Annotated in this window: 19 protein-coding genes and 4 tRNA genes; 11 read left to right on the forward strand and 12 right to left on the reverse strand. The window is 64.5% G+C overall.

What is annotated here, in order from left to right:
• Window position 1: 1 nt before the first annotated feature.
• Complete coding sequence (locus ACIBK2_RS12545; RefSeq protein WP_396966519.1) at window positions 2–997, reverse strand: YncE family protein; 996 nt, start codon at window positions 995–997, stop codon at window positions 2–4.
• A 131-nt stretch (window positions 998–1,128) separates the two neighbouring features.
• On the opposite strand from ACIBK2_RS12545, the gene ACIBK2_RS12550 reads away from it, so the two are divergent.
• On the forward strand, window positions 1,129–2,037 hold the full coding sequence (locus ACIBK2_RS12550; protein ID WP_379287233.1) for a LysR family transcriptional regulator: 909 nt from the start codon (window positions 1,129–1,131) through the stop codon (window positions 2,035–2,037).
• Here the strand turns inward: ACIBK2_RS12550 and ACIBK2_RS12555 are convergent.
• Window positions 2,030–3,112 (reverse strand): hypothetical protein, encoded by a 1,083-nt coding sequence (locus tag ACIBK2_RS12555; RefSeq protein ID WP_396966522.1) that lies wholly within the window; start codon window positions 3,110–3,112, stop codon window positions 2,030–2,032. The two genes, ACIBK2_RS12550 and ACIBK2_RS12555, sit on opposite strands and share 8 nt — an antisense overlap.
• A 494-nt stretch (window positions 3,113–3,606) precedes the next feature.
• On the opposite strand from ACIBK2_RS12555, the gene ACIBK2_RS12560 reads away from it, so the two are divergent.
• Entirely contained in the window at window positions 3,607–4,554 is a 948-nt protein-coding gene (locus ACIBK2_RS12560; protein ID WP_396966524.1) for a hypothetical protein, read from the forward strand.
• Here the strand turns inward: ACIBK2_RS12560 and ACIBK2_RS12565 are convergent.
• From ACIBK2_RS12565 to ACIBK2_RS12575, 3 genes are all read right to left on the reverse strand, one after another.
• Window positions 4,520–5,740 (reverse strand): sigma factor-like helix-turn-helix DNA-binding protein, encoded by a 1,221-nt coding sequence (locus ACIBK2_RS12565; RefSeq protein WP_396966526.1) that lies wholly within the window; start codon window positions 5,738–5,740, stop codon window positions 4,520–4,522. The genes ACIBK2_RS12560 and ACIBK2_RS12565 overlap by 35 nt on opposite strands.
• Before the next feature lie 96 nt (window positions 5,741–5,836).
• A complete protein-coding gene (locus ACIBK2_RS12570; RefSeq protein WP_396966528.1) occupies window positions 5,837–6,901 on the reverse strand; it encodes a cobalamin-independent methionine synthase II family protein in 1,065 nt (354 codons plus the stop codon).
• Window positions 6,902–6,976: 75 nt separating this feature from the next.
• Entirely contained in the window at window positions 6,977–7,312 is a 336-nt protein-coding gene (locus tag ACIBK2_RS12575) for an ArsR/SmtB family transcription factor (protein WP_396967215.1), read from the reverse strand.
• Window positions 7,313–7,402: 90 nt separating this feature from the next.
• Here ACIBK2_RS12575 and ACIBK2_RS12580 point away from each other — a divergent pair, with 90 nt between their 5' ends.
• Both ACIBK2_RS12580 and gyrB read left to right on the forward strand, forming a co-directional pair.
• The gene (locus tag ACIBK2_RS12580; RefSeq protein ID WP_396966530.1) at window positions 7,403–8,173 is read left to right on the forward strand and encodes a glucose 1-dehydrogenase; all 771 of its coding nucleotides are present in this window, start codon (window positions 7,403–7,405) and stop codon (window positions 8,171–8,173) included.
• A gap of 459 nt (window positions 8,174–8,632) precedes the next feature.
• Window positions 8,633–10,651, forward strand: a complete 2,019-nt coding sequence (gyrB, locus tag ACIBK2_RS12585) for a DNA topoisomerase (ATP-hydrolyzing) subunit B (protein ID WP_396966532.1) — start codon at window positions 8,633–8,635, stop codon at window positions 10,649–10,651.
• A gap of 4 nt (window positions 10,652–10,655) precedes the next feature.
• On the opposite strand, the gene ACIBK2_RS12590 is transcribed toward gyrB, so the two are convergent.
• The 4 genes from ACIBK2_RS12590 to ACIBK2_RS12605 all read right to left on the reverse strand — a co-directional run bounded on the left by ACIBK2_RS12590 (window position 10,656) and on the right by ACIBK2_RS12605 (window position 11,924).
• On the reverse strand, window positions 10,656–10,979 hold the full coding sequence (locus tag ACIBK2_RS12590) for a hypothetical protein (RefSeq protein ID WP_396966534.1): 324 nt from the start codon (window positions 10,977–10,979) through the stop codon (window positions 10,656–10,658).
• 681 nt (window positions 10,980–11,660) lie between these two features.
• Window positions 11,661–11,735: transfer RNA gene (locus tag ACIBK2_RS12595), tRNA-Val, on the reverse strand.
• 1 nt (window position 11,736) lies between these two features.
• Window positions 11,737–11,807, reverse strand: a tRNA-Cys gene (locus ACIBK2_RS12600).
• 45 nt (window positions 11,808–11,852) lie between these two features.
• Window positions 11,853–11,924, reverse strand: a tRNA-Gly gene (locus ACIBK2_RS12605).
• A gap of 332 nt (window positions 11,925–12,256) precedes the next feature.
• Here ACIBK2_RS12605 and ACIBK2_RS12610 point away from each other — a divergent pair.
• Together ACIBK2_RS12610 and ACIBK2_RS12615 are read left to right on the forward strand one after the other, a co-directional pair.
• A tRNA-Val gene (locus tag ACIBK2_RS12610) sits at window positions 12,257–12,331 on the forward strand.
• A 91-nt stretch (window positions 12,332–12,422) separates the two neighbouring features.
• On the forward strand, window positions 12,423–12,857 hold the full coding sequence (locus tag ACIBK2_RS12615) for a hypothetical protein (RefSeq protein ID WP_396966536.1): 435 nt from the start codon (window positions 12,423–12,425) through the stop codon (window positions 12,855–12,857).
• A 328-nt stretch (window positions 12,858–13,185) separates the two neighbouring features.
• On the opposite strand, the gene ACIBK2_RS12620 is transcribed toward ACIBK2_RS12615, so the two are convergent.
• Window positions 13,186–13,992 (reverse strand): recombinase family protein, encoded by an 807-nt coding sequence (locus ACIBK2_RS12620; protein ID WP_396966538.1) that lies wholly within the window; start codon window positions 13,990–13,992, stop codon window positions 13,186–13,188.
• Window positions 13,993–14,937: 945 nt separating this feature from the next.
• Between ACIBK2_RS12620 and ACIBK2_RS12625 the strand changes: the two genes are divergently transcribed.
• On the forward strand, window positions 14,938–15,228 hold the full coding sequence (locus ACIBK2_RS12625) for a hypothetical protein (protein WP_396966540.1): 291 nt from the start codon (window positions 14,938–14,940) through the stop codon (window positions 15,226–15,228).
• Window positions 15,225–15,401 (forward strand): hypothetical protein, encoded by a 177-nt coding sequence (locus ACIBK2_RS12630; protein ID WP_396966542.1) that lies wholly within the window; start codon window positions 15,225–15,227, stop codon window positions 15,399–15,401. Before ACIBK2_RS12625 ends, ACIBK2_RS12630 begins: the two co-directional genes overlap by 4 nt.
• Window positions 15,402–15,486: 85 nt before the next feature.
• Here ACIBK2_RS12630 and ACIBK2_RS12635 read toward each other — a convergent pair whose 3' ends face one another.
• The gene (locus tag ACIBK2_RS12635) at window positions 15,487–16,053 is read right to left on the reverse strand and encodes a hypothetical protein (protein WP_396966544.1); all 567 of its coding nucleotides are present in this window, start codon (window positions 16,051–16,053) and stop codon (window positions 15,487–15,489) included.
• A 442-nt stretch (window positions 16,054–16,495) separates the two neighbouring features.
• Complete coding sequence (locus tag ACIBK2_RS12640; protein ID WP_396966546.1) at window positions 16,496–17,440, reverse strand: DJ-1/PfpI family protein; 945 nt, start codon at window positions 17,438–17,440, stop codon at window positions 16,496–16,498.
• Between the two features lie 73 nt (window positions 17,441–17,513).
• On the opposite strand from ACIBK2_RS12640, the gene ACIBK2_RS12645 reads away from it, so the two are divergent.
• From ACIBK2_RS12645 to ACIBK2_RS12655, 3 genes are all read left to right on the forward strand, one after another.
• Window positions 17,514–18,218: an HD domain-containing protein gene (locus tag ACIBK2_RS12645; protein ID WP_396966548.1), complete on the forward strand. Its 705-nt coding sequence runs from the start codon at window positions 17,514–17,516 to the stop codon at window positions 18,216–18,218.
• A gap of 115 nt (window positions 18,219–18,333) precedes the next feature.
• Window positions 18,334–18,732: a YybH family protein gene (locus tag ACIBK2_RS12650; RefSeq protein WP_396966550.1), complete on the forward strand. Its 399-nt coding sequence runs from the start codon at window positions 18,334–18,336 to the stop codon at window positions 18,730–18,732.
• Window positions 18,733–18,803: 71 nt separating this feature from the next.
• Entirely contained in the window at window positions 18,804–20,027 is a 1,224-nt protein-coding gene (locus ACIBK2_RS12655; RefSeq protein ID WP_396966553.1) for a hypothetical protein, read from the forward strand.
• Window positions 20,028–20,205 lie beyond the last annotated feature (178 nt).

The following is a 20,205-nucleotide window of genomic DNA, read 5'->3' on the forward strand; positions in this document are numbered from 1 at the left end:
TTCAGCCCGCGGGGATGTAGGCGATTCCGTGCGCACCTTGGTCGCCTGACGTGTCGATCGCCAGGGTGGCCCGCACCGCGCAGCGGTCGAGATCGACCACGCTCACGGTGCCGGACATCAGGTTGCTCACGAAACCCGTTGCGCCGTCCGGGGTCGCACAGATGTTGAGCGGAGCCTTGCCGACCTCGGTGTGCCCGAGCGGCTCGTAGGTCGTGGCGTCGTAGATGGAGAGCAGACCGTCGTCGCCGCGCCACTGACCGACCAGCAGCTTGCCGGTGCTGGTGACATGCACCGCGCTCGGCGCATTCGCCGTCGGGAAGCTGTGCACCACCGTGTCGGTGCCGACATCGATCACCAGCATCGCGTACTCCGCCGCGGGATCCGGCGTCAGCGACAGTGCGGGCGTGGCAACGAACAACCGGGCACCGTCCGGCGACAGCGCCAGACCCTCGCTGCCCGACACCGCGATTCGTCGCGTCTCCCGTTCCCCGGTCGGGTCGAGGACCGACACGAACGGTGCCGTCTTGTTGGTGGTGTACGCCTTTTTCCCATCGGGGGTGAGCACCGCCCAATGCGGAACCGCCGCGTCCGCGCTGACGCGGTGTAGCGGGCGTCGAGTGCGCAGATCGATCGCCAGCAGCCCGCCGGGACCCGAGGGGCCCTCCTCGACGCTGGCGTACAGCACGTCGCCGTCGATGTGCATCCCGTGCGGCGCGTGCTCCGGCGAAATGTCGAGCACGTCGACGATTTCGTGCGAATCGACATCGACGACGGTGATCTCGTGGCTCTCGGCCGCGTGCGCGAGCCAGACGCCCGACCGGTAGGTGTGGCTCGCGTACAGCAGCCGGGTGCGTGGGTCGAAGCACAACTCGTGGCCCTCGGGCAGGACATCGAGCTGTGCGGTGCGAGTCTGGGTGGTGAGGTCGAAGAAGTTCAGCGTGCAGCCGCTCTGGCTGAGTACCGCGAGCTGAGCGCCCGGTTCGAACGTTGTGGACATGAGTTGTGCGTCCTTCCGACAAGGGTTTTGGTTCGGCAGGACGGCGCCGTCGAGATCAACGCTAAGACGCGCCGGGCGTTATCACCAGTGCAATGTTGGTAATCAGTCATTGCGCTGGTGATAATCCAATGATGGAGGCGCTGGACATGAATCTGCTGGTAGCGCTAGATGCGCTGCTGGAAACGAACAGTGTTACCCGGGCGGCGGAACGGCTGCACACCTCGGCTCCGGCGATGAGCCGGACGCTGGCCAGGCTGCGCCGGGTGCTCGACGATCCGCTGCTGGTGCGGGCCGGTCGCCACCTGGTGCCGACGCCGCGTGCGCTGGAATTACGTTACGAGGTCGGCACTCTGGTGGAGCAGGGGCGGGTGCTGCTGACGCCGCAGGGCGCGATCGATCCCGGTGCGTTGAAGCGGAACTTCGCGGTGCAGGCGGGGGACATGGTGCTCACCGAGCTCGCCGCGCCGCTGCTGGCCGCCGTGCGCGCGCAGGCGCCGGGGGTGACGCTGCGCTTCCTGCCCGACGCTCTCGAAGGCACTGCGGCACTGCGGGACGGCCGGGTCGACATCGAGGTGGGGGTGATCGACCACACCGATCCGGAGACGACGGTGCGGCGCGTGCTCGGCGATCGGATCATCGGGATCGCCGCCGCCGATCATCCGCTGGTCACCGAGCGGGTGACGGTCGCCCGGTTCGCGGCCGCCGCGCACCTGAGCATTTCGCGCAACGGTCACGCGCGCGGGCCGATCGACGACCGGTTGGCGCTACACGGTCGCACCCGCCGGGTGGTCGCCACGGTGGCGAATCTGACCACCGCGTTGTTCGCGGTGCACGGCAGCGATCTGATCTGCCACGGACCCGCGTTGCTGAGCAGGTCGGCGCTGCCCGCGCTCGGGTTGTGTGCGTTCGAGATTCCGCTGCCGCTGCCGGAGGTCTCGATCGGCATGGCCTGGCATCCACGCAATACCGCCGACAGCGGGCATCGCTGGCTGCGCGAGCTGATCGAGACGATCCTGACCAGGTCGGCCGAGGCTACTTAGGCGGGCTGGACAACCGGTAGTCGCGCGGCGTTTCGGTGCTGCGTTCGGGCTGGTAGCTGTTCGAATTCAGGTCTGTCGCAGGCGGTCCGAAGACATCGGAGCGGCCGAGCGGGGCGGCGGCGGTCTTCTTCAGTTCGTCCAGCATCGCCTGCAGCTTGTCGACGTGCGAGTTGTCGACCGGGATCAAGTCTTCGTCGGCGCGGTGCGCGCCGGTCAGCGCGGTGCCGTTCGTCTCCACCGCGGAGCCGTTCGTGCCGCGGCTGTAGTCGCTGCTGTCCGGCGACGAGGGGACCATGCTTTCATACGGGTTCTCGTGCGGGCTGGTGAAGTTCTGGTACGACGAGGTGGTCGGTTCGCGCGGCGTGGTGAAGCTCGACTGACGGACGGGCAGTGGTTCGCGCGGCGTCGGTGCGGTGAAGTTCGTCGAGGGGGCCGGGCTCGGCTCGCGCGGGGTGGGGGCGGTGAAGTTCGGTGCTGGCGCCGGGGTCGGCGCGGGTGCGCTGAAACTGCGCTGCGGCAGCGAGTTCGCCTCGTGCGCTGCGGAATCACGGCCCGTTGTCGTGTCGCGGGGGGAGCCCTCGTAGCGGCGCGAGACGCTTTCCCTGGTCGCGGTGGCGTTCTCGCGGGCCGCGGTGGTGTTATCGCGGGCGAGGTCGTGCGGGGTGCCGATGCTCTCCCGAATGGGAGTGGCGGTGGCGGCAACGGATTCGCGCTGCGGCGGGACGCTCTGCTCGACCGTCGCGGAGTTCCGGCGAGAGGCGGCGCGCGGTAGGGGACGCTCGGCGCGCTCGGTCTCCGGCGCGGCATGCGACGGGCCACTGCCGGATTCGACCTTCTCCAGTCGACCGTCGATGCCCGAAATGTCCTGCCCGGCACGGAAAGCCCACGCCTCGAGCTTGGCCAGTCGCGCCTCGACGCTGCGGTCAGCGGGTACCACGCTCGCAACACTGATCCCGTCGACACCGTCGACCCGGACCGCCACGGCGTCCAGTTTGTCGCTGACCTCACGGAGAACCGCCGCGATGCTCGACAGCATCGCGCCGATCGACTCGCCGGTCTCTTGACCGTGCTCCATCCAGTAACCCACTTCCCCGTATCGGCCCAGCTCGCACTCGGCTGGACGATTCTATCCGCCCGGCTATCTGATCGAAGCAGCGTAGGCGGGCCGCCCCACACCGGTGCAGGCGGAGGTCGACGCGATCCGGTTTGTCCGGAACAGATCTACTTACCTTCGGCAACCAGCCGAGGCACACCCCGACGTAGCCTAAGCGTTTCTCGCTCCGGTGGCAGACCGAAGAGCGTGCGACAGCGCACATGGGCGCGTGGCGTGGCGACGTCGCAGGATGGCGGTTACTGTCAATCCACCGACATATGCGTGTCGTTGGGGCCGCCTGCTGCGGCGAAATTCCTTGTGCCACAGCCTACACCAGGCGTTCCACCGGAAATCTGTCAGTGTGGCGCACCCGGGCGCGGGGTAAAGGGGACTGGCGGGGTTGGCGAGTCTGACGCACTCTTGATCTATGGCGTAGGTCGCCAGACCTGCGGTGGTTTGGGCAGGGGAGTGGTCGCGTGAGAACGAAGCAGCGGGCGGAGATCGCCTGCGGTCGCCAGGCGATGCTCGCCGAATTGGGTATAGCGGACGGTGCGGGCCGGGCCCGCAAGCTGTCCGGCGGATACGGCTGTAAGTGTCCGGAATGTGACGCCGCGCAATGGGATATGCGGCGATTGAAATACTGGGTATGCGGCCGGTTGCTGGCGTACGGCGCCGACGTGGCCGAGGTGGATCGACGGGTGGATGGGCTGCCCGTGGACATCTACTGGCGCAAGGGTGAGCGCGAGTTCGTCATCGAGGTGCGTAGCGGTGCGCTGGAACGCGCTCTCGCGCAGGAACATACGGATCGGTTGCGGGCCGCGGGCGTCGAGGACGTGCTGTGGCTGTGCCCACCCGGCTACTGGGTCGACCATCTGCACGCGCTCGGCGTCGCCGATTTCGCCCCGCCCGCATGCGATTACCAGACGGTGACCGGTGTGCTGGACACCGTGCACAGCGCGGTGGCCGCGCCGCGCAGAAACCCACTGGAGCTGCGCGACTTCATCGACGGCTGGGTCAGCGGCGACATCGTCTGGGGATATCGTGATGTGACGACAGGAGGTTGGGCGACCGTGGCCGACTGGGAGCACCACACGAAAACGCAGGCGATGATCATCGCCCGGCAGCGCCAGGAGCTGGTCAACCAGCGCACCACGCTCGCCCTGTCCCGGAAAACCGTGCGCGACAAGCAGAAACACCTGATGAAGCTGACCACCCGGTTGGAGCGGGCCGAGCAGGAAGCGCAGGAGCGGGCCGATTCACTCGCGCAGGCGCGACGCAAACTCGACGACCACCACCGGCTGGATACCTCGCTGCGCAACACCATCAAGCATCTGCAGCAGACCATCAATCACTGGCAGCTGGTGACCTGCTGCGCGATGATGCTGATCGTCACGTTCCTCGCGGGCGCGATGGTGGTGCGCTGAGCCGGAACGGGCCTCGGTCCCAACGCCATTCGTTGCGCAGCACCAGCGCGATGAAATCGAGCAGCTCCAGGCCGGTCTCATCGCGGACCTGCCGGATCGCCGACCACGGTGCCGGTCCGTGCTCGACCAGCTCGGTCAGCCGCGCCGCACTGCTCGCGTCGACCTTGCGGGCGAGCAGATCGGGGAGGCCGAGCAGGCTGCCGGTCCAGACGAGCCAGCCCCAGCCCTTGCCGTGCGCATAGGCGCGGCCCGCGGCGGACTTCGTTCGATTGACGTGGAAGGCAACGTGTCCGAGCGGTTGCACATCGATCAGCACGACCCGGCCGTCGGTGAGGCGGGCGGCGATGCTCGGGTAGCCGAGGTGCTCGGCGCCGTTCAGCTCGAAGCCGACGGCGGCCGGTTGTTCCTGGAATGAGTCGACGAGGTCGCTCGCGTTGAGGATCCACAGCAGCCGTGCCGCCAACCCGGAGTCGAACGGGACGTCGCGCCCGACCTTGTCGAGATAGAAGTGTCCGCGGCCGTCGTCGTCACTGTCGACGGTGCGGGCCGAGGTCACCGGCAGCGCGTCCGGGGTGCCCGACCCTGGCCAATCCACTTGCCCCAGCCACGGATTCAGCTGACTCGTCGCGCGCGGTTCCGCGTCGCGCAGTTTGGCCAGCCGGCGGTTGGTTTTCTTCTGCCAGGCCGCGATCCGTTGCGTCACGAATCCGGCGACCCGCTTGGCGTCCTCGGCGGCGTGCCCGGCCAGTCGCAACTTCAAGTAGGACAACTCGTTTGCCGCGATATCGGTGTCGGTCGCGTAGGTCTCCACCAGCAACGCGCGGACCAACTGCTGGTCGCGGGCGCCGACCGGATAGCGCTTGGCGAACACATTCGCCGCCCGATGGCCGCTCAATTGAGCGTTGCGGATCAGCTGGCCGACGGCCTTGGTGTGCAGCTGCCGGATCCGGTCGCGGGACAGGTCGTAGCGCGCGCCGATCTTGGCCAGCGTCTCGGGTTGCTCGCCGGTGACGCCGAGCCGGTAGGACAGCAGCTCGCCATCCTTGGCCTTGCGGTCGGCCTGCAGCGCGATCAACTCGGCGAGCAGCTCGTTGACTTCCTCGAGCTCGAACGAAATATCGTCCTGCAGGTCGAGTAGCTCGGGGTCCGTCCCCTCCGCCGCCTCGACCTCCCCGCTGACCGTCACGCTGCGACCCCCTGGCTCGGTGTGCTGTGTCGCTCAGCCTAATGCCGACCACCGACATTTCCGGCGCACCGACCTCCGCCAGGGGGTCGTCTCGTGTCAGACTCCCAGCTGCTCGGCGGCCAGTGCGGTGCCGTCGATGCGCGCCTTGATCTTGGCGAACGCGGTATCCCGCGACGTCGAGGTGTCGTCGGCGAACGGGGAGAACCCGCAGTCGTCGCAGGTGCCCAACCGGTCGACCGGCAGATGCCGGGCCGCGGCCAGCACTCGGTCGCGCACCTCCTTCGGCGTCTCGACCCGCGGATCGATCGGATCGATGACGCCGACGAAGACGCGCGCGTCCGCGGGCAGGTACTCGGCGATAACGGCAAGCACCTTGTCCGGCTCCGGCTCGCTGGCCAGCTGGACGTAGAAGTTGCCTGCCTTGAGCTGCAACAGCTTCGGCAGCAGCCCGGCGTAGTCGACATCGAGGCTGTGCGTCGAATCCTGGTCACCGCCGGGACATGTGTGCACTCCGATCCGCGCCCGCTCCTCGGGCGAGAAACGTTCGAGCACCAGGTTGTTCAGCTCGATGAACTGGTCGAGCAGCCCACCGCTCGGATCGAGTTTGAGCGACAGCCTGCCCTCGGTGAAATCGATCTGCACCACCGGCGCACCGGCGTCCAGGCAGTCGCGAATGTCGGCCTCGGCCTCGGCGATCAGGTCGGTGAGGAAGGCCTCTCGCGAATAGCCCTCGATCGGCTCGGCCGGATACAGCAGGCTGATCGCCGAGGCCGCGATCACCGCCTGCTTCACCGGCTTGGTCGCGTGCGCCTGCGCCGCCCGCAGGTAGTCGACCGCGTGGGCCTGATACCGGAACGGTCCGGCGGTGATCACCGGCAACTGCCGCTGATGCCCGTCGGCGAACGGAATCGCCACGCCCCCGGGCGCCAGCGTGCTCAGCCCGGCGATCGGATACGTGACAAAGCTCGGTTTGCTCTGCTCGCCGTCAGTGACGACCGGCGAGCCTATCTCTTCTAGTCGGTGGACAGTGTCACTGACAGCCCGCTGCTGAACTTCGGCCAGCGCGGCGTCATCGATCTTGCCTGCTGCGTGCGCCGCCATCGCGGCCTGCAGCTCTTCGGGGCGTGGAATGCTACCGATCGACTCTGTGGGGATGGTCACACTTGCGAGTGTAGTGAATTACACTTTTGGTAATCCTCAAATCGACTGCGCTGGTTCGAAATTCACGGGTCGGGGTTATCGGCGCTGAGCTGCGGCGATCGGGTCCTCGGCCTCGCTGCGTGCCGCCGCGAGCAGGGAATCGAGCAAGCCGGGGAAGCGGGCGTCGAGGTCCTCGCGGCGCAGCGACTGCAGGGTCTCGCGGCCGGACACGCGCTGCCAGATGATGCCCGCGTCGCGCAGTACCCGGTAGTGGTGAGTCAGGTTCGACTTCGGCACACCGTCCACGATGGAGCCGCAGGTGTGCTCGCATCCGTCGGCCAGTACCCGAACGATGCACAACCGCAGCGGATTTCCGACAGCGGAGAGCACGTTCGCCAACTGGATCTGCGCCCGCTCGGGATGTGCCGTCATCACGCGATCCAGAATAGCTCCATTGTTGACAAACAGTTGAACTGTACGTAAGTCTTTGAACAGTTCAACTGTCTTGAAAGGTCGCCCCCGATGCGCGCTAGCAGTTCCCGATTCGACGACAAGATCGCCCTCATCACCGGCGGCACCAGCGGCATGGGATCGGCGACCGCGCGTCGCCTGCTCGACGAGGGTGCGCGGGTGGTCATCACTGGTCGTGACAAAGGTCGGCTCGACGCTGCGGTCAAGGAGTTGGACGCGGGGGAGCGGGTGCTCGCGGTTGCCGGTGACGCCGCGAATCTCGCCGACCTCGATGCGCTGACGGCCGCGATCGAGGGCCGGTTCGGGCGGCTGGACGTGGTGTTCGCGAATGCGGGGATCGGTGCGTTTCAGCAGGTCGCCGACGTCACCGAGGATGAGTTCTATCGGGTTGTCGACATCAACTTCAAAGCGGCGTTCTTCACCATTCAGAAGACCCTGCCGTTGCTGGTCGACCATGGGGCGATCGTGATCAACGCGTCGTTCGCGCTGCATCGCGGCAGTCCCGGTGCTGCCCTCTACTCGGCGAGCAAGGCGGCCGTGCAGAATCTGGCGCGCACGTTGGCGGCCGAGTTGGCGCCCAGGCGAATTCGGGTCAACTCGGTGAGCCCTGGTTACACGGCGACTCCGGCGTTCGAGGCTGAGGCTTCGGATGAGGTGCGGGAGGCTGTCGTTGCCACCGTGGCCGCGGGGCGCATCGGGACGTCCGAGGAGGTTGCTGCTGCGGTTGCCTTCCTCGCTTCTGATGAGGGTGCCTACATCAACGGTCACGACCTGCTCATCGATGGAGGTCTGGTCTCTGCTACCCCTGCGGCCATGATCTAGGGCCGAATTCTCAACTGTCATCGGCACATTCGCCCCCTGCCTGCGATCCGCGTGATCGTCGGCATGGGGCGTTCGGCTTGTCAGGGCTGATGGAGCCTCCTGGGCCGGGCAGCTTGCGTGTAGTCCGTCAGTTGATACGTCATGTCTTGCGATTTTCGTGGGTTAGGCGGATTTCCCTCGTTTGACGTCTGGCGTGCCCGTGGAGCGTCTGGTAGCGAAGCTCGAATAGGGGGGATCGACTTGGTGGGTTTCAAAGGGTTTGCGATGACGCTGGACGTGTCGAATGGGCATCTCTGGACGATCTTTAGCTATGATGGAAAAGTAACTAGCGGCGAACCCTTCGGCGCGTAGCGCGCAGCACGCGCGAGGACCCGTACTTCTCAGCACCGTCACCCCTGGGCCTTTCCGTGTGCGTTTGCCGCTGCGTCGGAGATCAGCAAGAGGGAGGGCTACCGACCAGTGGCTGCCAAAGACTCCAGATCCAACGACTCGAGCAAGAAGCGGGCGGACGACTACGACGCCTCGTCCGTCACGGTCCTAGAGGGGCTAGAGGCGGTCCGCAAGCGTCCCAGCATGTACATCGGTTCCACCAGCGAGCGCGGGCTGCACCACCTGGTCCGGGAGATCGTCGACAACTCCGTCGACGAGGCGATGGCCGGATACGCCACGCGGATCGACGTCACGCTGCTGGCCGACGGCGGCGTCGAAGTGGCCGACGACGGCCGCGGAATCCCCGTCGAAATGCACGAAAAAGGCGTACCGACAGTCGAAGTCGTGATGACCCAACTGCACGCCGGCGGCAAGTTCGACTCCAACACCTACGCGGTGGCCGGTGGCCTGCACGGCGTGGGGCTGTCGGTCGTGAACGCGTTGTCGACCCGCGTCGAGTTGGAGATCGATCGCGACGGCTACCACTGGACGCAGAACTATCTGCGCGCCAAGCCGGAGGAACTGGTGCGCGGTGCGCCGACCAAGCGAACCGGCAACACCACGCGGTTCTGGCCGGATCCGGACATCTTCGAAACCATCACGTTCAACTTCGACACGGTCGCGCGGCGCATGCAGGAGATGGCGTTCCTGAACAAGGGGTTGACGATCGTCTTGACCGATGAGCGGGCCGCCGAGGAGGTGGTCGGTGAGATCGCCGAGCCGCCCAAGCAGGCCGAGGAAGTCCCGGTCGAGCAGACGAAAACACGCACCTACTACTACCCGGGCGGGCTGGAAGACTTTGTCCGCCACCTGAACCGGACCAAACAGCCGATCCACAACTCGGTCGTCTCGTTCACCGGCTCGGGTCCAGGCCACGAGCTCGAGGTCGCGATGCAGTGGAACTCCGGCTACTCCGAGTCGGTGCACAGCTTCGCCAACACCATCAACACCCACGAGGGCGGCACCCACGAAGAGGGCTTCCGCGCGGCGCTGACCACCGTGGTCAACAAGTACGCCAAGGACAAGAAGCTGCTCAAGGAGAAGGACAACAACCTCACAGGTGACGACATCCGCGAGGGTCTCACCGCTATCGTGAGCGTGCGTGTCGCCGAACCGCAGTTCGAGGCGCAGACCAAGATCAAACTCGGTAATACCGAGGTCAGATCGTTCGTCCAGCGCACCTGCAACGAGCATCTCACGCACTGGTTCGAAGCCAACCCCGCCGACGCCAAAACCATTGTCACCAAGGCTGTCTCGTCCGCCCAAGCGCGTACCGCCGCCCGCAAGGCCCGCGAACTCGTCCGCCGCAAGAGCGCCAACGACCTCGGTGGTTTGCCGGGCAAGCTGGCCGACTGCCGGTCCAAGGATCCGCGGAAATCCGAGATTTACATCGTCGAGGGCGACTCCGCCGGTGGTTCGGCCAAGTCCGGGCGCGACTCGATGTACCAGGCGATCCTGCCGTTACGCGGAAAGATCATCAACGTCGAGAAGGCGCGCATCGACCGGGTATTGAAGAACAACGAAGTCCAGTCGATCATCACCGCGTTCGGCACCGGCATCCACGACGAGTTCGATATCGCCAAGCTGCGCTATCACAAGATCGTGCTGATGGCCGACGCCGACGTCGACGGCCAGCACATCGCGACGCTGCTGTTGACGCTGCTGTTCCGCTTCATGCGCCCCCTCATCGAACAAGGCCACGTCTACCTGGCCCAGCCGCCGCTGTACAAACTCAAATGGCAGCGCAGCGATCCCGACTTCGCCTACTCCGACCGCGAACGCGACGCCCTGCTCGCCGAGGGGCTGGCCGCAGGCAAGAAGATCAACCGCGACGACGGCGTCCAGCGCTACAAGGGCCTCGGCGAAATGAACCCCAAAGAACTCTGGGAAACCACCATGGACCCCTCCGTCCGCGTCCTGCGCCAAGTAACGCTGGACGACGCCGCCGCGGCCGACGAACTCTTCAGCATCCTCATGGGTGAAGACGTAGAAGCCCGCCGCACCTTCATCACCCACAACGCCAAAGACGTCCGTTTCCTCGACTTCTAGCGCGTCAACCGCAACAGAACGGATCGTCGCAGGGCCGCCCGACTTCACTGCCGTAGGCCACGAGACCCTCGATGGGCGCCAATATCTCCTCGGCGATGCCGGACTCCAACGTCGGAGCGGACCGATCCAACGGCTGTCCCCAAGTCGACGGAACATCATCGATATCGAAGCGCACCACACCGTCGACGAACAACGTCCACAGCGCATGATCGGGAAAGCTGTTCATCCGCAACACCCACCACCGACCATCGACAAGCGCGGCAACCAGGAAGTGTGAGTTCCCGGTCCATCGCCACTCGGGTCGTGCATCCAGCTCAGGCGGTGCCATCCACCCAGTCTCCCCGATCCTGCCGCCCCCCGGCCGCGGGAACAGAAACCGCCGGCACGGCATCACATTCCCGCGGCACGCCGATCAGCTACCCAGCAGAACCCGTCCGCGGCGTGTTATCGACCACCGCACCGCGGTAATCGATCCACAGCGCCTTCTCCGAAACATCTCCGGGCTCCCCACAAAACACACTGATCGTGACCGTCGCATGCGGCCGAACCCGCTGCCGCACCGGCACATGCCGCGTGATCTCCCGCTCAGACCAATCCGTACACGAGGCGACCCCCTCAACCCGATACGTGTCATCAGTGTCATTCCGACACACAAACCCATCGCACGAAACCCCAGGCACCAACTCCTGCGCAACAGCCTGCGGCGCCAGTATCCCCACCACACTCGCGAACAAGGCAGCAACACCCAGGCCGAAGCCCAACTTGTGACGCATGTACAACTCTCCGATCAAGTGGCCCGACCCACCAGCCAACCTACGGACCACCCAGACCCCAAAGATCAGTTCCCGATCACCACCAGATCAGCCGAAACCCGTGTCCTCGCAACGCCATCGGCCCATCTCGGCCGGAGCAAGGGCGGCTCGACCACCACTTCCGGGCCGGTCAGTTCACGGATAGCCCACGAAACAAGAAAGGCCCCCTCGAAAGGGGGCCTGACCTGGTACTACGGTGGTGCGCGATACTGGGATTGAACCAGTGACCTCTTCCGTGTCAGGGAAGCGCTCTCCCGCTGAGCTAATCGCGCGAGGTGGAGACGGGAATCGAACCCGTGTGCACGGCTTTGCAGGCCGTTGCCTCACCACTCGGCCACTCCACCGTGCGAAGGGGGACGGCTAAACTATTGCCTGGCCCTACCTCTTCGAGCGGATGACGGGATTCGAACCCGCGACCCTCACCTTGGCAAGGTGATGCGCTACCACTGCGCTACATCCGCATTCTGCATCTCGGTGGCCGTTGTGGCCTCCGTGGTGCGAGACAGAACATTAGCGGACGCCCGGTGAAAGCTACAAATCCGCTGGTAGAACGGGGGAAATCGGCGAGGTTGCCAGTGTGGCGGAGGTGGCCGGTGTGGTTGGGGAGGATTCGCCGGCCCGATCGGTGGGGCCGGCAGGCCCGCACCCTGCCATCGAGACGGACTGCCGCCCAGCACGTTCCGCCCCTGTCCGGGTGGCGATTTGGTGAACCGCCGGTGCCGCATGCTAATGTTCCATCTCGTTCGGAAGGCGTCCCCCGCCCTCCGGCCCGCCACCATGTGGCATGAGTTCAGGTCCCATAGCTCAGCGGGAGAGCGTCCGCCTCACACGCGGAAGGTCGCTGGTTCGAAACCAGCTGGGACCACCATAGAGGGCTTATTCGAAACACCGTCCGTTCGTTGTTGGGCGGTGTTTCGTCGTTTCTGGGCCTGCTTCGACCTCGGCCTCGTTGGAGGTCGGTGGCAGGTTCGGGCCGTCTCGTGGAGATCGGCGAATACCTGGGTCTTCTCGTCCATGACGACGGGCGCCAGTACGTCTTCCAGGTCATCGATGTAGAAGCGTCGGTAGAACGTCTCGTTCAGCAGTCGACGCACCTCGTGGTTGGCATCGCGGTAGAGGGTGTGTGGATCGGCGATGAGGTCCAGCGCATGCCGGAGCACGCTAGTGCCGATAGCGAGTTCCTCAGATGTGTTGGCCAGCCCGGCTTCGAGGCGCTTGCGTTGGCTCTTGAGCTCGATCAGCTTCATGCGAACCTTCGCCTGGGGCATCGAACCGTCGGCGAGCAAGTCGATGAGTCTAGTTTCCTTCTGGTCGAGTTCCTTCAGCTGGCGATTGAGTCGCGCGTGCAGTTCACGCGTGGTGGCCTGCTCGTCCCTGACGGCTTGTTCCAGTAGGGAACGTGCTTCGGTAGCGAAGTCTCCGGGTAGCCGCAACGTGCGGTAGTGGTCGGCGATGGCGTCCTCGACGAGCGCGCACGGCAGGTGCGGAAGGTCGCACAGGTCCTGTTTGCTTGTGCCGCACACGAAATATGCGTACGGAACGCCGTTGCGGCCGGTGGACTGATTGAAGACGAGGCGGGAGCATTCCCCGTCCGCGCGGCACCGGGAGCAGAACAGGAAGCCCTTGAGGTAGTGGTTGTGCACCCGGTCTCGGTTGCCGTTAGCGCTGCGCTGTCGAAGGACGTCTTGTACGCGGTCGTACAGCTCGTGGCTTATGAGTGGCTCATGGCGCCCGGGATACATCTGCCTCTTTCCAGATGACGTACCCGACGTAGTACGGATCTCTGAGCATGTTGTGCAGGGTGGCTGCGGACACTGGCCGGCGTCCTGGACACCGGCTGGTGGGGCGCGAAGTAAGCCCGAGATCGGCCATCGCTGCCTCGAGTTCGTCAATCGTGTAGGTCCCGGTGGCGTAGAGCTCCCAGGCTCGCACGACCAACGGTGCCCGCTCCTCATCGATCTTGATAGTGTTGACTGGGCGGCCCTCAAAACTTATGCGGGCGTTGACATATCCGAGCTTAGCCCGGCTGCATGTGCCGCCGTTCATGGCTTTGTTCAGCATCTTGATACTGATGTCCTGGCCGGACAGCTTGTTCTGGGTGTCGTTGAAGATGTCGGTGATGGCGGCCATCATGTCGGCGTAGATGCCCTCGCCGAAATCCTCGCGGGCCGAGATCAGTTTCACGCCCATGTTGTCGAGCTGTCGTTTGGTGACCGCGGCGTCGATATAGTTGCGGAACGCGCGGGACCGGGCGTACACGATGACATACTTGATCCGCGGATTTTCCTGGAGGTACGCGATCATCTCCTGGAATGCGGGCCGCTTCTCAATGGTCTGCGCAGAGATGCCGGGCTCGACGAACTCCTTGACGATCGACGCCGGCAGTGAATCGGCGCGCTGTTCCACGACAGTGCGCTGGGTGGCGATCGAGTTACCGTCCGGGTCGATATCGACGGCTGTATTCAGTTGTTTCTTGTCCGAAACGCGCAGGTACGCGACTGCTGGTTCTGGGATGCCCGATTCTTTCACTTGGTCTCCTCCACCTCCTTCGACTCCTTGGCCAGCGCTATAACCGCTCGGCTCAACCGGCGTAGATCCGGCGGTTCGCGACGATCGCTCGTTACGGCCAGGCGATGGTCACGGGTTTCCCCGACGCGGACGCGCATCATGCGCTCCCGCACAGAGTGTTCTCCGATGTTGCTGCATGGGAATTGACTGTCGCTGGCATCACTGAACCTCCTCTACCTCAAAGCCGCACGCAAGCCTTCTGTTGGTAGCTGATCGGTAGCTCAGGCGGCCATGTTCGACCGCACTCGAGTTGACTCGCGTTGTTCTCGTGGCTTGCGGCGATATCTACGGCGACGCGGAGAATGCCGCTACCGTCTGCGGCAGCGAAAAGGTCGGATCGTTGCGAGATCGAAGACGCCCGACTGGGCGATACATCCGGCTCCGCAGCGGCGGGTACCGGGATAACCCGACGAATCGGGTGCTCTAGCAGGATAAACCCGACTCGGTGCCGTTGCAATAATTGGTGCGTCTGTCAGCCCGGTAGGGGGCGGGATTCGAGTTCGGCGAGATAGGTGGGAGCGGTATCGGCGTCGCGGACGACTGGTAGCTACCGCCGGAGCTGAAAGTGGTGCCAACCGGTTCGACTTCGCGCTCGTCCTGATGCCGGACTGCTCGGATTGCGGATCTTCGAGGCATGCAAGTCCGACGTCGAGGACATCGGTGAGGAACACGGCCACCGCGTGCTGCGCGTGATCGGAAAGACTCGAAACTCGCCCTGATCCCCACTACCGCCAGCGGTCGGACGCGCGATCGACCGCGCCACCGGCGACCGCGACTACGGGCGAATCGCCCGGATTTTTGGTGCCCAATCCTCGTGCGTGTTCGCCTGTCCGCTGCTGGCCGTCGGGACGATGGTGGGCGGAAATCAAGGTGACACGGTCGCGTTGAGGATCTATTACTTTCCGTATGTCGATCGGTGCGGAGTTGAGTGACCTGTGTGCGGACACGTGGGAGGACGTCGCTGAGCTGACCGTGGCGGATGATCAGAGTGGACTTGTTGCGACCAATCTGTATTCGATTGCCGAAAGTCGTTTCCTGCCTGGGTTTCTGACTCGGGCCGTGCGGGTGGCGGGTGAGGCGGTGGGGTTAGTGATGTATGGCACTGATCAGGATGATGGTCAGTTCTGGCTGTACCGGTTGATGATCGACAAAACGCGCAAGGCAACGGTTTCGGCGCTGCGGCTCTGCGCGCGGTGATCGCCCATGTTCGCGATGATCTGGCCGCGCCTCTGATCCGGCTCGGCGTCGGGCAGGGCAACGAGCGAGCGCGAGCTTTGTATATCAACGCCGGGTTCGTGCCCACCGGCGAGCATTTCGGTGCCGAAGAGATCATGGAACTGCGCCTGGACGCGTCAACGGCTTGGGGTTGAGCTGAATCATCCGGGTATCGTTCGCGGCTCGGAAGCCGCACGCACAGAAGGTGAGGTGCGTTGGCATGAAATGTACGGGTGTCGCCTACTCGAACATCGGAGGAACCCAATGTCCTCGATCGAACTCGTATCGGGCGGTGATGGCCGGGTCGTTCCGCTTGAGTGTCACAAACGGCCGTTTGTGGGGACGTGTCACGAGCTCGTCTTTTGCCTTGCCGTTGATGCGCATCTTCAGTAGAAGTCCCCACTGGACGCTTCGTTGTCCGGTGAAGGCCGCTACATGAAAGAGTTCGGATTCCCCAGGCTTCAACGACACTGCGAACAGCGAGATGGGAGCGGCCGGATTGTCCAGGTCGCGGATAACAACAGGGGCGTTGCCGAGGTCTCGATGGTCCAAGGTCTCGACATCGAGGTTGACCGACAGGTGTCGAAGATGCAGTGGCCCGCCCGAAGGGGGCGGCACGAGCGCGATCCCGGGCCGAGCTTCTATCTCTTGGACGATTGGTTTTGCGCCGATGACATCGACCGTTGCGTCTTTCGCGTGCAGGGTGAACTGAAAGTAGGTCGTCGCGATGTCGGCTCCGTCTTGAGCTTCGACCCACTGGTACGGCTTGCTGTACCGGGTGCGGTCTCCCATGTCAGTGAGCGACATGAGCTGTGAGGGATGGAGTACCGGGACGTAGACGTGATGGGGGCGGCTGTGAAATCCAAACGAGTCTGGATCTTCGTTCACGGCAATTCGGCCTGATCGAAATTTGAGTGGTCTACTGGCGAGAGCTCCCACCGCTGCGCTGATGGACCCTGTAATGATCTCCACAACCAATTCATAGCTACGAGCTATGAAGCCGTTACTTGATTTAGCTAAGCCACGACGTTGAGCGGCCGGGCGAGTGTGAGCCGGCTGACATGATAGTTCCGGTGTCGATACGCAAGGCGAAAGCTCTTGCCCGCTGATTACAGGTGCAGCGGGTATGACGGGTGGTCCACAATTGGTTCCACAGTGGACCTGGCGGACCGCGCTCTTGGTCCACGATTGGTCCACAGAATTTGCGGCACTTCAGCATTCGAAGGAGATTGTGGTCTGGCATGACCTGTTAGGTGGGGTTGCCGAAGGTGCGTCGGTAGGTCGCGGGTGTGGTTCCGACGAGGCGTCGGAAGTGCGTACGCAAATTGGGGGCCGTGCCCAGTCCGACGCGGCGGGCCAGTTCATCGATGCCACAGTCGTCTCGTTCGAGGATTTCGCAGGCGAGGTCGATGCGGGCGGCGATGAGCCAGCGGATCGGGGTGAGGCCTAGTTCGGCGATGAACCGGCGGACCAGTGTGCGTTCGGATATGCCTGCGCGGCGGGCCATTTCGCCGACGGTAAAGGTTTCGTGCAGGTTGTCGCGGGCCCAGGTGAGGGTGTCGGCGAAGGTGGAGCCGTGCCCGGGGAGGACGGGGCGTTGGATGTATTGGGCTTGGCCGCCGTCGCGGTGGGGTGCGGCCACGATCAGGCGAGCGACCTGGTTCGCGGCGCCGATGCCGTGGTCGCGGCGGATGAGGTGCAGGCACAGGTCGATGCCGGCGGCGACTCCGGCGGAGGTCAGGATTGTTTCCTCGTCGATGTAGAGGACGTCATGCTCGACCTGCACGGTCGGGTAGGTGGTGGCCAGTTCGTCGGCGTGTTGCCAGTGGGTGGTGGCTCGGCGGCCGTCGAGTAGGCCGGCCGCGGCCAGGGCGAACGCTCCGGTGCAGATCGACAGCACGCGGGCGCCCCGGTCGTGCGCGCGGGTCAGCGCGTCGGTGACCTGGCGGGGTAGGGGTTGGTCGTGGGGTTCGAAGCCGGGCACGATGACGGTGTCGGCGGTGTCGAGCATGTCCAGGCCGTGTTGTATTTCGACCCGGTATCCGGCAGTGGTAGGGACCAGGCCGGGCCGCTGGGCACACAGTTCGACGTGGTAGGGCAGCCCGGAGCGTCGGCTGAACAGGTCGGCGGCCATCGCCAGTTCCAGAGCTTCGACGGCATCCAGGACCAGCACGACTACCCGATGTGGCTCCATGTGTCTGAATACTATCGGAAGATGTCTATTCAGCCACTGGGCGCGCGGGCATTCGCTGATCAGACTTGGCCGTATGACCAACCACGGATCTCTGACCAGCACCGCAGCCCCGGCGAAGGCCGATGCCGAGGCCTGCACTGCGAGCGATGTCCTGGTGATTCCGGATAGTCCGCTCGCCCGGGATGTCCTCGACCTCGTCACGAGCACCGAAAGTGTCGCCGTCGCCAACCACAGCGTCCGCAGTTGGTTGTTCGCCCGCTTGCTCGCCCGCCATCGCGGTATCGACCTCGACCGGGAGCTGGCACCGGAGCTGTTGTTCCATGCCTGCGTGCTGCACGACATCGGGCTGACCGATAGCGGAGACCGGCACCAGCGTTTCGAGGTCGACGGCGCCGACCTCGCGGCGGAATTCCTCACCGGCAAGGGGATGGCCGCCAAGGATGTGGACGCGGTGTGGGAGGCGATCGCGCTGCACACCAGCGTCGGAATCGCCCAACGTCTCGGTCTGCTCACCGAGCTCACCCATCTCGGAAGCGGTATCGACTTCGACCTCGACAGTGCGTGCATCACCGACGCTCAGGCAGCCGAAATCCACCGCGCCTACCCTCGCCACTCCTCGACGACAGCCATGGCCGACGAAATCATCGCCCAAGCCCGTCGCCGCCCGGAGAAGTCGCTGCCCTACACCCTGGCCGCTGCCCAAATCCGGGAACGCGAGACCCCGCCTTACACAACCGCTTTGGAAGCCTCTGCCAACGCTGGCCGCTGGGGCAACTGAGCACGAAGGACTTGCCCGGCCCGCGCGTCCGGTCCCATCACGCGGGACCCGGCCGAAGAGTGGTCCACGCCCTACCCACCTCTGTCCATTGGTTCACGGAAGGAGCTATCGCCTGATGAGTAGTGAGGCAAATGCAGAACACGGACGTGCGCGGCGACCGGAGGATTTGGGTCGCCTGTTCGCAGAACGGCTCAACGCCGGTGATGTCGACGGCGTGGTGGCGCTCTACGAACCAGACGCGGCGCTGGCCATGCCGGGCGGGCGTGTCGTCACCGGGACCACAGAGATTCGCGCAGCATACGAGCAGCTGGTGGCGCAGCGGCCCACTTTCGCGCCTGGGCAGCAGCTACAGCCCACACTCCTCAGCACAGATTTGGCGCTCATCTCAGCTCGCCTGCCCGATGGTGCGATCTACGTCGAGGTCGCCCGCCGTCAATTCGACGAAACCTGGCTGTGGGTACTCGATCACGCGAACATCGTCGGCTCGGAAGCTGCAGCCACCGCAGGCACCTAAGGGCGCTGAGCTCCACCGCTCAACAAGAGCTCTCTGACAAATAGCTGTATCGCTAGGTAGAGGAGTTCGGCATGGTGGAAACCGCGGTTCGGTTGTTGGCTCCCAGTGAAGAGATGTGGGCTCGTCTCGGGACGGTTGTCGGATGTTCGGTGCGGGTGCGTGGCCCTTTGGATTTGGCGGCCCTATCCGATGCGTTCGAGGCTCTGCGACGTAGATACTGCGTGCTGGGTATGCATCTGGAGGCGGCCGAGGGTGGCCACATGATCGTTGGGCCGTCCGCGCCGCTGCCGGGCATGAGCGTATGCGAGGGAGATATCGGCGACCCACTGGACGGCGTTGATCTGGACCCGGGTCGTGTCCTGTCGGGTCTGCATGTGGTGCGCGACGGTGATCGCGCGAGTGTCACGTTGTTGACCTACCACAGCATCGCCGACGGGCAGTATGCACTGGCGGTGCTCGATGATCTGTGGTCGCTCTATACCGATATGGCACAAGGCAATACCGTGGAAGCGGTTTCTCACGGTTATCCCGAGTCGTTGGAGACGTTGTTCGCCGAGTCCGGTCTCGGCAACGCGGAACCTTCGACCCCGGTAGCGATCGATCCCGGGTCGGTGCGATCGAATGCTACTGAGCGACAACCCGTTTCGAACCCGGTAGTGCGATGCCTGCTCGACACGGTGGCCACGACCGCGCTTGTCGAGTTCGGGCGGCGTCAGCAGGTGACGGTCAACGGCTTGGTGACCGCGGCGATCCTTCGGACCGAAGCCGATATCAAGAATGTCCCCATCGCCGAGATTCCGTACTGCTACGTGGTGGACTTGCGTACCCGGGTGATACCGGCCGTGGCTCGCACCGAAGTAACAAATGCTTTGGGCTATGCCAACTTCACGGCCTCGCGCGCTACCACCGCCCTTGCCGATTTGGCACGTGCCGTCACTGCAGAGTTGCGGTCCGAGCTCGCAGCGGGTGTCGTTCACCAAGCAGCCCTACGTTTTCCCGAGTCATTCCTGAAAAACGGGAGGCCCGACACTGTTCCGGACACCAACTGGGGCAGGATTCCCTCGTTGCGGTCGCCGGCCGGTGTCGAATTCGAGGACTTTCGCGGCATCATTCATCACAATCCGCGACCCGACCTCGCGGCGGCGATGCGGGAAATGCCCTACACGCCCGCCTACATCATCACCACGTTCTGCGGGCGGTTGAGCATTGAACACGTAGAAACCGAACCCAGCAATCGTGAATCCGCTCGGCACAGAATCGCCGTCCTGGAATCGCATCTACGTTCTGTCGCCTGACGTGGCCAGCTCAATCGAGTGGACGCCTGTGAGCCTTTCGGGCGCTGTGACGGCCATCGATTCGGACGAGTTGCTCACCACCACCCGCGCGGTCCGGCGGCGGCTGGATCTCACCCGGCCGGTGGATCTGTCCGTTGTGGAGGATTGCCCCATACCGGCGGATAGCGCCTCCCTGGCC

Source organism: Nocardia sp. NPDC050175, from assembly GCF_044459885.1.
Taxonomy (GTDB): Bacteria; Actinomycetota; Actinomycetes; order Mycobacteriales; family Mycobacteriaceae; genus Nocardia.

Bases quoted from the DNA above. Each gene is read 5' to 3' on its own strand.
- ACIBK2_RS12545 (WP_396966519.1), bottom strand. From the start codon at position 997: ATGTCCACAACGTTCGAACCGGGCGCTCAGCTCGCGGTACTCAGCCAG.
- ACIBK2_RS12550 (WP_379287233.1), top strand. From the start codon at position 1,129: ATGGAGGCGCTGGACATGAATCTGCTGGTAGCGCTAGATGCGCTGCTG.
- ACIBK2_RS12555 (WP_396966522.1), bottom strand. From the start codon at position 3,112: ATGGAGCACGGTCAAGAGACCGGCGAGTCGATCGGCGCGATGCTGTCG.
- ACIBK2_RS12575 (WP_396967215.1), bottom strand. From the start codon at position 7,312: ATGACGGCACATCCCGAGCGGGCGCAGATCCAGTTGGCGAACGTGCTC.
- ACIBK2_RS12580 (WP_396966530.1), top strand. From the start codon at position 7,403: ATGCGCGCTAGCAGTTCCCGATTCGACGACAAGATCGCCCTCATCACC.
- ACIBK2_RS12590 (WP_396966534.1), bottom strand. From the start codon at position 10,979: ATGGCACCGCCTGAGCTGGATGCACGACCCGAGTGGCGATGGACCGGG.
- ACIBK2_RS12625 (WP_396966540.1), top strand. From the start codon at position 14,938: ATGTCGATCGGTGCGGAGTTGAGTGACCTGTGTGCGGACACGTGGGAG.
- ACIBK2_RS12635 (WP_396966544.1), bottom strand. From the start codon at position 16,053: ATGTCGCTCACTGACATGGGAGACCGCACCCGGTACAGCAAGCCGTAC.
- ACIBK2_RS12640 (WP_396966546.1), bottom strand. From the start codon at position 17,440: ATGGAGCCACATCGGGTAGTCGTGCTGGTCCTGGATGCCGTCGAAGCT.
- ACIBK2_RS12645 (WP_396966548.1), top strand. From the start codon at position 17,514: ATGACCAACCACGGATCTCTGACCAGCACCGCAGCCCCGGCGAAGGCC.
- ACIBK2_RS12650 (WP_396966550.1), top strand. From the start codon at position 18,334: ATGAGTAGTGAGGCAAATGCAGAACACGGACGTGCGCGGCGACCGGAG.
- ACIBK2_RS12655 (WP_396966553.1), top strand. From the start codon at position 18,804: ATGGTGGAAACCGCGGTTCGGTTGTTGGCTCCCAGTGAAGAGATGTGG.